This is a genomic window from Proteus sp. FZP2095 (assembly GCF_023701425.1).
GTDB classification, from domain to species: Bacteria; Pseudomonadota; Gammaproteobacteria; order Enterobacterales; family Enterobacteriaceae; genus Proteus; species Proteus cibarius.
On record NZ_JAMQBJ010000002.1, the window covers coordinates 589,397 to 602,196 of the forward strand.

Annotated in this window: 11 protein-coding genes and 1 other annotated feature; of the genes, 6 read left to right on the forward strand and 5 right to left on the reverse strand. The window is 36.6% G+C overall.

Annotation, left to right across the window (positions count from 1 at the left end; genetic code table 11):
* Window positions 1-368 precede the first annotated feature (368 nt).
* Together NBG71_RS12840 and tyrA are read left to right on the forward strand one after the other, a co-directional pair.
* The gene (locus NBG71_RS12840; protein WP_075672419.1) at window positions 369-1,463 is read left to right on the forward strand and encodes a 3-deoxy-7-phosphoheptulonate synthase; all 1,095 of its coding nucleotides are present in this window, start codon (window positions 369-371) and stop codon (window positions 1,461-1,463) included.
* Between the two features lie 36 nt (window positions 1,464-1,499).
* Window positions 1,500-2,624, forward strand: coding sequence for a bifunctional chorismate mutase/prephenate dehydrogenase (gene tyrA, locus NBG71_RS12845; protein WP_075672421.1), 1,125 nt, complete (start codon window positions 1,500-1,502; stop codon window positions 2,622-2,624).
* A gap of 81 nt (window positions 2,625-2,705) precedes the next feature.
* Here the strand turns inward: tyrA and NBG71_RS12850 are convergent, their stop codons facing one another.
* Window positions 2,706-2,882 (reverse strand): hypothetical protein, encoded by a 177-nt coding sequence (locus tag NBG71_RS12850; protein WP_156733089.1) that lies wholly within the window; start codon window positions 2,880-2,882, stop codon window positions 2,706-2,708.
* A gap of 31 nt (window positions 2,883-2,913) precedes the next feature.
* A complete protein-coding gene (locus NBG71_RS12855) occupies window positions 2,914-3,069 on the reverse strand; it encodes a hypothetical protein (protein ID WP_164530205.1) in 156 nt (51 codons plus the stop codon).
* 414 nt (window positions 3,070-3,483) lie between these two features.
* Between NBG71_RS12855 and NBG71_RS12860 the strand changes: the two genes are divergently transcribed.
* Window positions 3,484-4,824 carry an anaerobic C4-dicarboxylate transporter gene (locus NBG71_RS12860; protein ID WP_075672423.1) on the forward strand — a complete coding sequence of 447 codons (1,341 nt, stop codon included), beginning with the start codon at window positions 3,484-3,486 and terminating at the stop codon, window positions 4,822-4,824.
* Between the two features lie 72 nt (window positions 4,825-4,896).
* On the opposite strand, the gene pheA is transcribed toward NBG71_RS12860, so the two are convergent.
* The 3 genes from pheA to bamD form a co-directional block, all read right to left on the reverse strand.
* The gene (gene pheA, locus NBG71_RS12865) at window positions 4,897-6,054 is read right to left on the reverse strand and encodes a bifunctional chorismate mutase/prephenate dehydratase (protein WP_075672425.1); all 1,158 of its coding nucleotides are present in this window, start codon (window positions 6,052-6,054) and stop codon (window positions 4,897-4,899) included.
* Window positions 6,055-6,089: 35 nt separating this feature from the next.
* Window positions 6,090-6,205, reverse strand: a sequence feature (Phe leader region).
* Between the two features lie 154 nt (window positions 6,206-6,359).
* On the reverse strand, window positions 6,360-6,695 hold the full coding sequence (raiA, locus tag NBG71_RS12870; protein WP_075672427.1) for a ribosome-associated translation inhibitor RaiA: 336 nt from the start codon (window positions 6,693-6,695) through the stop codon (window positions 6,360-6,362).
* Window positions 6,696-6,966: 271 nt separating this feature from the next.
* Window positions 6,967-7,701, reverse strand: coding sequence for an outer membrane protein assembly factor BamD (gene bamD, locus NBG71_RS12875; RefSeq protein WP_075672429.1), 735 nt, complete (start codon window positions 7,699-7,701; stop codon window positions 6,967-6,969).
* Window positions 7,702-7,836: 135 nt separating this feature from the next.
* On the opposite strand from bamD, the gene rluD reads away from it, so the two are divergent.
* The 3 genes from rluD (at window position 7,837) to clpB (ending at window position 12,266) form a co-directional block, all read left to right on the forward strand.
* The gene (gene rluD, locus NBG71_RS12880) at window positions 7,837-8,814 is read left to right on the forward strand and encodes a 23S rRNA pseudouridine(1911/1915/1917) synthase RluD (protein WP_219495715.1); all 978 of its coding nucleotides are present in this window, start codon (window positions 7,837-7,839) and stop codon (window positions 8,812-8,814) included.
* On the forward strand, window positions 8,815-9,546 hold the full coding sequence (gene yfiH / locus NBG71_RS12885; RefSeq protein WP_075672441.1) for a purine nucleoside phosphorylase YfiH: 732 nt from the start codon (window positions 8,815-8,817) through the stop codon (window positions 9,544-9,546).
* Window positions 9,547-9,692: 146 nt separating this feature from the next.
* Window positions 9,693-12,266: an ATP-dependent chaperone ClpB gene (gene clpB, locus NBG71_RS12890; RefSeq protein ID WP_075672443.1), complete on the forward strand. Its 2,574-nt coding sequence runs from the start codon at window positions 9,693-9,695 to the stop codon at window positions 12,264-12,266.
* The last annotated feature ends 534 nt before the right edge of the window (window positions 12,267-12,800 follow it).

Consider the following 12,800-nt stretch of genomic DNA (forward strand, 5'->3'; position numbering starts at 1 on the left):
ATTTGCTGACCTTTTTTTATATCCCTTATATTGAAAATATTGTTTGTTAGTTTTTTCTCCTTTTTGCTTTTTATATCCCCATCTTATCTATTCTTCTTATATTGAGACTCATTAAAAGATAATGTGTAAACAATTATTTACATTTCTGCGTTTTAATTTAATCTTCGTCACATTGTTTTTATCTCGTTTAATGTTTTTAACTGGTTGTTATTTATTGTTTATTTATAATAAAAGCCATTGGTGTAAAGATTGAATTACAATGGTGTCAAATTTATTAAAAATATGGATTGATTTCTTTACATTGCATGTTATCTTATCCTTCAGACACACAAAAAATCACAATGACAGATATAAAAAAGGTAAAGATTATGATCATGCAAAAAGACGCACTCAATAATGTGAATATCAGCGAAGAGCTGGTTTTAATTACTCCAGAAGAGTTAAAACAAAAATACCCATTGAGTCGCAATGATCTGCATGCCATTGCTCAGTCACGTCAAACAATTTCTGAAATTGTTCAACGTCGTGATCCTCGCTTACTCGTGGTATGTGGGCCTTGTTCCATTCATGATGTCGATGTTGCGTTAGATTACGCAAAACGCCTGAAAGTCTTAGCGTCTGAATTAAGTGATAGTCTGTATATTGTGATGCGTGTCTACTTTGAAAAACCTCGTACAACTGTTGGCTGGAAAGGCTTAATTAGCGATCCATTTATGGATGGTAGTTTTGAAATGGAAAAAGGGCTACATATTGCCCGTAAGCTGCTGACCGAACTAGTACAATTAGGCCTGCCTCTGGCAACTGAAGCATTAGATCCAAACAATCCACAATACTTAGGTGATTTATTTAGTTGGTCTGCAATTGGTGCTAGAACTACTGAATCTCAAACTCACCGTGAAATGGCATCAGGGCTTTCAATGCCAGTTGGATTTAAAAACGGAACAGATGGTAATTTAGATACCGCAATTAACGCGATGAAAGCGGCTTCTATGCCACACCGTTTTATGGGAATTAATCAATCAGGACAAGTTTGTTTATTACAAACACAAGGTAATCCTGATGGTCATGTGATTTTACGTGGTGGTAAAACACCAAACTACCATGAAGAAGATGTTGCTCAATGCGAAGCTCAAATGGTAAAAGCAGGATTAAAACCATCATTAATGATTGATTGTAGCCACGGTAACTCTAACAAAGATTTCCGCCGTCAAACGGCAGTGGTTGATTCAGTGATTGAGCAAATTACTAAAGGTAATGAATCTATCACTGGTATTATGTTAGAAAGCCATATTAATGAAGGCAATCAATCATCAGAGCAATCGCGTAGTGAAATGAAATATGGTGTTTCAGTGACAGATGCATGTATTAGTTGGGAAACAACAGAGTCAGTGTTAAGAAATTTACATGCTCAACTTTCTCCGATTTTGGCTCAGCGTGAAGCACAGTTAAAAAAAGTTAGTTAAGTTAGATAATCATAAAGAAAAAAGAGGCAAGCATAGATGGCTGAAGAATTACAAGGTTTGCGTGAGCAAATTGATCAGGTAGATAAATCACTGCTTTCTTTACTCGCAAAAAGAATGCAACTGGTAGCTGAAGTGGGTGAAGTTAAAAACCGCCACGGCTTACCGATTTATGCACCTGATAGAGAAGCCTCCATGCTTGCTTCTCGTCGTAATGATGCACAAAAGATGGGAATTTCCCCAGATTTAATTGAAGATGTATTACGTCGAGTGATGCGAGAATCCTATACTAAAGAGAATGATAAAGGATTTAAAACTCTCAATCCTCAACTTGGTAAAATCGTTATTGTGGGAGGAAATGGGAAAATGGGTAAACTATTTTCTCGTTTGTTTACACTTTCTGGTTATCAAATTGAAAGCTTAGAAGCGGATGAATGGCAAACTAAGTCACCTGCTATTTTTGATGATGCAGGAATGGTGATTATCAGTGTACCTATTCATTTAACTGTTGAGGTTATTGAAAAACTTCCTGTATTACCTGAAAACTGTTTACTTGTAGATCTCGCTTCTATTAAAAAAGCCCCTCTAGAGGCGATGTTAAAAGCACATAGTGGGCCTGTTTTAGGTCTTCATCCAATGTTTGGGCCTGATGTACCTAGCTTAGCAAAACAGGTTGTGGCGTACTGTGAAGGACGAAACCATACTTCATTTGAATGGTTGTTAGAGCAGTTAATGGTATGGGGAGCAAGAATTGAGGCTATTGCCCCAGAAGAGCATGATAAAAATATGAGTTTTATTCAAGCTCTTCGACATTTTACTACTTTTGCTTATGGCCAGCATTTAGCAAAAGAAAAAGTTGATTTAGCTAGTTTACTGAGACTCTCATCACCTATTTATCGCTTAGAATTGGCAATGATAGGGCGCTTATTTGCTCAAGATCCACAACTTTATGCTGATATTATTTTGTCATCGAAAGAGAATATTGAATTAATTCGTAGATATCATCACTCATTAGGTCAAGCTATCGATCTATTAGATATAAATGCAAAGAGTGAGTTTATCCATTCATTTAATAACGTGAGTGATTGGTTTGGTGATTATGCTTCTCAGTTTATGAAAGAGAGTGGTGTATTATTACAAAAAGCGAATGATAGCCGAATCTAGTTAAATTATTTGTTATATAAAAGGCCGAGCAATAAATAAATTGTTCGGCCTTTTTATTTTATTAATTATTTCGTGTTTAGCTTATCGCCACTCATCATCACAAAGCGGCCAAACGCAACCACTAGGATCAGAAGCATTGCTATTACTTTGAGAATATTCATTTATTGATGCTCTATTTTCTTTTGCTTCTTCATAAAAATGAGCACTTGCATAATTAGTGAATAAAAATGAGAGTATTAATATATATTTTTTATTCATAAAAATTCCTTTTTAAACAATATGCTATAAGTCAATAGTCTTTGGGATCAGGACAAGGGCTTACTGTGCAACGACTCAAATCTGATTGAGACGTTAATGAATAAGCGTAATAGCTCTTTTTTGATTGAACTTCATCTACGTTATTAGTAAAAAATAGACTTAAAATCAGTATGATAAAAGTATTCATATTATCTCCCTGTCATTTCAAAAAAATTAATAATAGATAAAAACCATCTATTTTTATTCAGAAAATAAAAGTAGATAAATATAAATATACATTTAAAAACAATGGGATAAATATCTAAATTTATCAAGAAACTAATCTATATTATATTTATTGTTATTTAATTGTTATTAGCGAGTTTAATTAAAGAATAATTAATGTTCGATATTGTCTTTTTATTAAAAGTTATTTGTTGATGAGATCTTAAAACTGAATGAAATTAAAAGGTATTATAAAAACTATAACAATGATCAAAAAAATGACTATAACAATTATCGTAAATTATATTTTATAAACTCTTTTTGTTGCAAGAAGTGCTAAAAATTTAATTGTATTATTTTTTATTTATATTCCGACGTGTTTTTTAAGGGGTAATTTATGGATTTTTTAATACAACTAGCCATTATATTAGTGTGTCTATTTTATGGGGCCAGGAAAGGGGGAATTGCATTAGGTCTGTTAGGTGGTGTAGGTCTGGTTATTTTAGTTTTCATTTTTAAACTCCCTCCGGGAAAACCACCTGTTGATGTAATGCTAGTTATTATTGCCGTTGTCTCTGCATCAGCAACATTACAAGCATCTGGTGGGTTAGATGTTATGTTGCAAATAGCAGAAAAGTTATTACGTAAAAATCCAAAATATATTTCTATTGTTGCACCACTCGTAACTTGTACTCTTACAATATTATGTGGTACTGGACACGTTGTTTATACCATATTGCCAATTATTTATGACGTGTCGATTAAAAATAATATTCGCCCTGAAAGGCCAATGGCGGCAAGTACAATTGGCTCTCAAATGGGGATTATTGCCAGCCCAGTCTCCGTTGCTGTTGTTACATTAGTCGCAATGCTTGGTGATGTAACTTTTAATGGTAAACATCTGGAGTTTTTAGATTTATTAGCAATTACTATTCCTTCAACTTTTATTGGTATTTTAGCTATTGGTATCTTTAGTTGGTTTAGAGGAAAAGACTTAGATAAAGACCAACGTTTCCAAGAATTTGTTTCAGTGCCTGAAAACCATGATTATGTTTATGGTGATACAGCAACACTTCTAGATAAAAAACTCCCAATGAAAAACTGGGTAGCAATGTGGATATTTTTAGGTGCAATTGCTGTTGTTGCAATATTAGGTGCCTTCTCTGAAATACGTCCTGTATTTAATGGTAAACCATTATCTATGGTACTCGTTATTCAGATGTTTATGTTATTAGCTGGTGCATCAATTATTATTATTTGTAAAACCAACCCTTCTCTTATTTCTAAAAATGAAGTATTCCGTTCAGGGATGATAGCAATTGTTGCTGTGTATGGTATTGCTTGGATGGCAGAGACAATGTTCTCTGCGCATATGAAAGAAATAGAAGCAGCATTGGGGCAATTAGTACGAGAATACCCTTGGGCTTATGCAGTTGTCTTATTATTAGTATCTAAGTTTGTTAACTCTCAAGCGGCGGCTTTGGCTGCGATTGTTCCTTTAGCATTGGGTATTGGTGTTGATCCTGCATATATCATTGCATCGGCACCAGCTTGTTATGGTTATTATATTCTACCAACTTATCCTAGTGACTTAGCGGCAATTCAATTTGACCGTTCTGGTACAACTCGAATAGGGCGTTTTGTTATTAACCACAGCTTTATTTTACCAGGATTAATTGGTGTAACAGTTTCCTGTGTCTTTGGTTGGGTATTTGCTGCGATGTATGGTTTCTTATAATTAACGTTAAATAAGAACGTAAAAGAAAAGCCAGATAGTTATATCCTATCTGGCTTTTATCTTTGTATGAGGTTATTTCACTTCAACAGGAACAACATTTTCTGAAGGGTAACAGCCTAATATTTTTAATGAGCGTGTTGTTTGTGATAAATCGTGTAAGGCTTTTTGCATATTGATATCACGTAAATTTGCTTGAACATCAATATAAAACATTTCTTCCCAAGGAGTACCATTAATAGGACGCGACTCGAGTTTTGTCATAATAATGTCGTATTTTTTTAAAATCATTAATGCATCAACTAATGCACCCGCTTGTTGCCCTGTTGCCATTAAGAAGGTTGTTTTAGCAGGAACTTGGTCTGAAACATCAATTGCTTTTCGAGCAATAACAATAAAGCGAGTTACGTTTATTTGCTGGTTTGCTAAATTATTAGCTAAAGGTTTTAAACCATAAAGAGAGCCACCGGCTTCACTACCAATAGCAGCAACGTGTGGAGATTGCGCAAGAGCCACTTTTTCCATTGCAGCTGCTGTGCTTTCGCAATATTCAATCTTCCAGTTTGGATACTGATTTAAATAATGACTACATTGTTGGAATGGTTGAGGGTGACTATAAATAGTTTGCAATTCTTCTGGATTACTATCAACACTCGTTAAAAGTGCATGATTAATAGGGATGCGAATTTCCCCAACAATAGAGATTGATGTTGTTTGCAGTAAATCGTAAACATCATTAATTGCACCAGAGCTGGTATTTTCAATTGGCAGTAAACCGTAATCAGCTTGACCGGTATCGACAAGTGTAAAAATGTCGTCAAATTTCTGACAAGTACAATCAACGAAGGTATCAAAATGGCGAGCTGCATATTGACGAGTGGCAATATGTGAATAAGAGCCTTTAGGCCCTAAATAAGCAATTCTAGCTGACTCATTAGGTGTTGCATTAAGATGTTGTTGTAGGATGGCTTGTTGCGTTAAGACAGAGTCTTCAATGATCATTTGAAAAATACGACTAATATAAAAACCATCTAGCCCAACGTTTTTTCCTTTCTCAATTAATAAATCAAGTAATTCACGCTCACGATTTTTATCTCTAATAGGGCGATGTGTATTCAATTTAAATTGAGCGACATCAGCAGATAATTGGCGTCTGTTTGCTAACAACGTTAGTAATTCTGAATCTAACGTCGTGATTTTATCTCTGATTGCTAATAAATCGAGTTTTTCCATGTTTAAGCCCTGTACCGTTATGTCATACCATCATAAATAAAAAAGCCTCCAGTTGGAGGCTATTGTCGTTCTTACTTTTCTTTCTGAAATGACAAAGCCTCTTAATGAAAGAGTAAAAAGAAAAAGAAGAAAGGCAAATGTGAGTGTCTGTTCATTATATTGATTGGTAAATTATTTAACATATAGCTATCAAACATGATGATGTGAAAGGAGTCAAGATAAATACAATAAAAAGCGCATCACGAGGATGCGCAGAGGCGTTTTGAGTCAGTGATTTATTCTAATTTTTAATCTTGCTTTACTATTTACATTTCATCGACAAGTAAATTCTCTTCTTTTAGGCTGTTATCAGCCCGACGAGATTCGTTTTTATGCTGAACTTTGTTTAATTGACGTTCAAGTTTTGCGAGTAAGTCATTAATTGCAACATACATATCGGCGTGTTGTGCATTAGCGACCAGTTGCCCATTTGGTGTATGAATGCTGGCATCAACACTAAAACCTTTAGGATCTTTCGTAAGAATAATATGAGGATTGATTAAATTCACCTGCCATTTATTGAGTTTAGTTAGACGGCTTTCAATGTGTTCACGTAGTGCTGGGGTAATTTCCATTTGTTTGCTAGTAATATTTATAATCATATAGTTACCTCTTTATTACTCCGTCTTCGATAACTTCAGAATATAGTGATACACAATTTAAAACATGATCAAAATCACTTTTTGTTAGATGTATGTGTAACTAGTAATAGAAACGTGACAAATGATAAATAGCTGAAAAAGACCGCTTGTTAAGTTGCATTTATTCAGTCATATTAGAAAGGTTGGGCTGATGAAAAGTAAAGACAATTTAGTTAGAAAAGAATAAAAAAACAGCAGCGATAAGCTGCTGTTTTTGATGGTGATGTTTTAGTTAGGCTGGATTTGCTGCAATCAATGAAGCTACTTTTTCAGCTTCTTGTGTCAGACCTAATTCTTTATAAGCGTTTTCCATGTAGACAAGCGCATCACGAGTGGCTTGTGTATCAGGATAATCACGCATCATTTGCTCTACTCTATTAATAACCGCGACATAAGCCCCTCGTTTAGTATAGAATTTCGCAACAGAAAGCTCATACTTCGCTAAACGGTTTTTAAGAAAGACTAGGCGTTTGGTTGCATCGGCGACATAAAGGCTGTCTGGATAGTAACGAACTAATTGACTAAAATCTTTAAATGCTACGATTGCATGTTGAGGATCACGGTCTGAACGATCAATACCAAAGAATCCTTGTAATGCACTATCATCTAATGCTTGAGCTGTTAAGCCACGCATATAAAGAACATAGTCGATATTAGGATGGGTTGGGTTTAATCGCATAAAACGGTCGATTGCAGAAATCGCCATTGGTAGTTCCGCTGATTTATAATAAGCATAAATCAGATCGAGTTGAACTTGTTGCGAGTAAGGGCCAAAAGGATAGCGATTATCGAGAGACTCTAATTGTTTGATAGCCGCTCCATAATTGCCATCTAGCAATTTTTCCTGACTGGTTGAGTAAAGCTCAGAAGGCGACATATCGGCAGTAGCGTCTTTGTCTGAACTCGAACAGCCAGCAAGTAACAGGCTTACAGTGGCCGCTGCCACCAGGTATTTAATGCGTCTCATCACGTATTGATTATCCTCTGAATAGGTTTGGGGAGTCTCTCCGTGAAGCTCCCCTGAAATCGGTTACACTATAACTCATTTTAAATGAAACGGCTGTGCCGTCAAAACACTAACTTAATTAATAGAAAATTATTTATGTCTCAACAAATACGACTTAATGCTACAGTCGCAGATTCACAGCTGGGTCAACGCTTAGATCAAGCTTTGGCCGAAATGTTCCCTGATTATTCAAGATCCCGTATAAAAGAGTGGATCTTAGACAATAGAGTGCAGGTTAACGATAAAATCATCAATAAGCCAAAAGAAAAAATGCTTGGCGGTGAAAAAATTGAAGTCGATGCCTTAATTGAAGAGGAAGTTCGCTGGGAGCCTCAGAATATTCCGTTAAATATCGTCTATGAAGATGATGATATTTTAGTTATCAATAAGCCAAGAGATCTCGTTGTACATCCTGGTGCTGGTAACCCAGATGGCACTGTATTAAACGCATTACTTTATCGCTATCCAGAGATTGCTAATGTACCTCGTGCAGGTATTGTCCACCGATTGGATAAAGATACAACAGGTTTGATGGTTGTAGCAAAAACAGTTCCTGCTCAAACGCATTTAGTAGAAGCTTTACAACGTCGTGAAATCACCCGTGAGTATGAGGCGGTTGCAACAGGAAGAATGACGGCAGGTGGATTAGTGAATGAACCTATTTCTCGACATCCAACTAAACGTACTCATATGGCTGTGCATCCAATGGGTAAACCAGCAATAACACATTATCGTGTCATGGAGCATTTCCGTGCTCATACACGTTTGCGTTTACGTTTAGAAACTGGGCGTACTCACCAAATTCGTGTTCATATGGCTCATATTCACCATGCGTTAATTGGTGATCAGCTTTATGCAGGAAGACCTCGTCCTTTAAAAGGGGCATCAGATGAGTTACGTGAAACGTTACGTTTATTTGATAGACAAGCTCTACACGCAACGATGCTACGTCTTTATCATCCAATAACGGGTATTGAAATGGAATGGCATGCACCATTACCTGATGATATGGTTAAGCTTATCGATGTGCTAAAAGCTGACGTTGAACAGTTTAAAGATGAAATGGATTGGTAAATGACTTCATTGATTTTTCCAGATTGGCCACAACCTGAAAATATTGGATCTTGTAGTACCTTGAGAGAAGGGGGGATTAGTCTGCCACCTTATAATAGCCTCAACTTAGGTACTCATGTTGGTGATAAATTATCTGATGTCGAAGAAAATAGACGCAGAATTTGTCAACAAGCTCAATTACCTGAAATGCCACTATGGCTTGAACAAGTTCATGGTACTCATGTTGTTACACTAAATACTGAGAAAAATAATGAAGTACAAGGTGATGCCCTTTACACCTCTACTGAAAAAAAAGTTTGTGCAATTATGACGGCAGATTGTTTGCCTGTCCTTTTTACAACTGTTGATGGAACAGAAGTTGGCGCAGCTCATGGTGGGTGGCGAGGGCTTTGCCACGGTGTATTACAAAATACACTTGCGCATTTTAAAGCACCTAAAGATCAAATTATGGCATGGTTAGGTCCTGCAATTGGGCCAACCGCTTTTGAGGTCGGTGCAGAAGTTCGGTTGGCATTTATCGAAAAAAATATTGCCTTTGAGCCTGCTTTTATTCCCCACAACGGTAAATACTTAGCTAATATTTATATGTTAGCGAGAATAATCTTACAGGAAAGTGGGGTAACTCAGATTTATGGTGGTGATTTTTGTACTGTCACTGATCCATCGCGCTTTTTCTCTTATAGACGAGAGCATATAACAGGACGAATGGCATCATTAATCTGGATTAAATAAACTTTTTCTCAACGATTTTTCTCACTTATCTCAAATATTGATAAATATTTTTGCTCAAAATTTTTATTTTGAGCTTGAATATTGTCAAAATGACCTCATCTATTCTCCAGTTACGAATTTTACTTTAAATTTTACTTGGAGGTGTTATGCGTCTGGATAAATTAACCAATAAATTCCAGCAAGCTCTCGCAGACGCCCAGTCATTGGCACTTGGGAACGATAATCAATTTATAGAACCCATACATTTACTGAGTGCGTTATTTAATCAACAAGGTGGCTCAATTCGCCCTCTATTAACATCTGTAGGTGTTAATGCATCGCAATTTAACGAGCGAATTAATGATGCTTTGTCTCGATTACCTAAAGTCGAAGGTGCTGGTGGAGAGGTTCATCCCTCAAATGATTTAATTAAGCATCTTAATTTGTGCGATAAATTGGCACAGAAAAAAGGTGATGAATTTATTTCATCAGAGCTCTTTCTTTTAGCTGCTATGGAAACCGGTGGTCAAGTTGCTGACATGCTAAAAGCAGCCGGAGCGAATAAAGCAAGTCTTGAGATAGCGATTGAAAAAATACGTGGTGGAGAAACAGTGAACGATCAAAATGCAGAAGACCAACGTCAGGCATTGAAAAAATATACTGTGGATTTAACGGAAAGAGCAGAACAAGGCAAACTCGATCCTGTCATTGGTCGTGATGAAGAAATAAGAAGAACTATTCAAGTTCTACAACGCCGTACTAAAAATAACCCTGTACTTATTGGTGAACCGGGGGTAGGTAAAACGGCAATAGTTGAAGGTTTAGCGCAACGTATTGTTAATGGCGAAGTCCCTGAAGGTTTAAAAAATAAACGTGTACTTTCTTTAGATATGGGGTCGTTATTAGCGGGTGCTAAATATCGTGGTGAATTTGAAGAGCGTTTAAAAGCCGTTTTAAATGATTTATCTAAACAGGAAGGTAGCGTTATTCTGTTTATTGATGAATTACACACAATGGTTGGCGCAGGTAAAGCCGACGGCGCTATGGATGCGGGAAATATGTTAAAGCCTGCATTAGCTCGTGGTGAGTTGCATTGTGTGGGGGCAACAACACTAGATGAATATCGTCAATACATTGAAAAAGATGCGGCATTAGAACGTCGTTTCCAAAAAGTGTATGTGGCAGAGCCAACAGTAGAAGACACAATTGCTATTTTGCGTGGTCTGAAAGAACGTTATGAACTTCATCATCATGTTCAAATTACTGATCCTGCGATTGTTGCCGCAGCGACTTTATCTCATCGCTATATTTCTGACCGTATGTTGCCAGATAAAGCGATTGACTTGATTGATGAAGCGGGTGCGAGCCTACGTATGCAAATGGATTCAAAACCAGAAGCATTAGATAGACTTGATAGACGTATTATTCAGCTTAAACTTGAGCAACAAGCACTGCAAAAAGAGTCTGATGACGCAAGTAAAAAACGTTTAGAAATGCTAAATGAAGAACTTGCTGAAAAAGAGAAAGAATATTCTGTTTTAGAAGAAGAGTGGAAAGCAGAAAAAGCAGAGCTTACGGGTACTCAGCATATTAAGTCTGAATTAGAGCAAGCACGTATTGCATTAGAGCAAGCTCGTCGTAGTGGTGATTTAGCTAAAATGTCAGAGATCCAATATGGGCAAATTCCAACATTAGAAAAACAGCTTGCTGAAGCTAATAAAGCTGAAGATAAGCATATGAAGCTGTTACGTAATAAAGTCACTGATGCTGAAATTGCTGAGATCTTAGCGCGTTGGACAGGTATTCCTGTATCTAGAATGCTAGAAGGGGAACGTGAAAAACTGCTAAGAATGGAACAAGAATTACATAGACGTGTTATTGGCCAGGCTGAGGCTGTAAGTGCAGTATCTAATGCTATCCGCCGTAGTCGTGCTGGATTATCAGATCCTAATCGTCCAATAGGTTCGTTCTTATTCTTAGGACCAACAGGGGTTGGTAAGACTGAGTTGTGTAAAGCATTAGCGAACTTCTTGTTTGATAGTGATGATGCAATGGTTCGTATCGATATGTCTGAGTTTATGGAAAAACACTCCGTTTCTCGTTTAGTGGGTGCGCCTCCAGGATATGTTGGTTACGAAGAAGGTGGATATTTAACAGAAGCCGTTCGCCGTCGCCCTTATTCAGTCATCTTATTAGATGAAGTTGAAAAAGCGCATCCAGATGTATTCAATATCTTATTACAAGTATTGGATGATGGTCGTTTAACGGATGGACAAGGTAGAACTGTCGATTTTCGTAATACAGTTGTGATTATGACATCGAACTTAGGGTCTGATTTAATTCAAGAACGTTTCGGGACAATTGATTACCCTGAAATGAAAACTATTGTGATGGATGTTGTTGGCCATCATTTCAGACCAGAGTTTATTAACCGTATTGATGAAGTTGTGGTATTCCACCCATTAGGTAAAGAAAACATTGCTGCGATTGCACAAATTCAGTTGCGTCGTTTATACCAGCGTTTAGAAGAACGTGGTTATCACGTTACAATTACAGGCGCTGCATTAGAGAAATTGAGCGAAGTTGGATTCGATCCAATTTATGGTGCGCGTCCATTGAAACGGGCTATCCAGCAAGAGGTTGAAAACCCATTAGCTCAAGATATCTTGTCTGGCAAATTATTACCGGGTAAAGAGATTATCTTAGATTTAGATGACAATAAGATAATTGCAAAACAGTAATAGAGGCTATTCTCTATTGCTTCTGATAAAGAAGAGACACTATTAAATTGAAAAAGAGGCTTATATAAGCCTCTTTTTTTATGTTTTATGTCTTAATTAGAGAGAATAAAGATAATCTACAAATAGTGTTTTTATACTTGAAACTTTTTTAGGCAAATACTGTCTATTATTTGTACCAATAAGACCGGTTTGATTACAAAGTGCGCTATTGAAAGGTTTTTTTTAAATAATACTTGTCACATTCAGAAAACTCCCTATAATGCGTCCTCGTTGTCACGGCAAACCACGCTAAGTGAGTTAGCCGAGAGAACGAAGAAAAAAAAAGTGGAAAGCCTTGTAAATAAACGCTTGACACTGAATGAGGAAGATGTAGAATGCACCTCCTCGCAACAACGCAGAAGACCGGGAACGGCAGCGAATGTTGCACTGCTCTTTAACAAATTATCAGACAATCTGTGTGGGCACTCGCAGAGACGATATCTTCTAAAATATTAGATGTATCAAGTCTTGAAGAGTGAACAACAAAAGTAAATT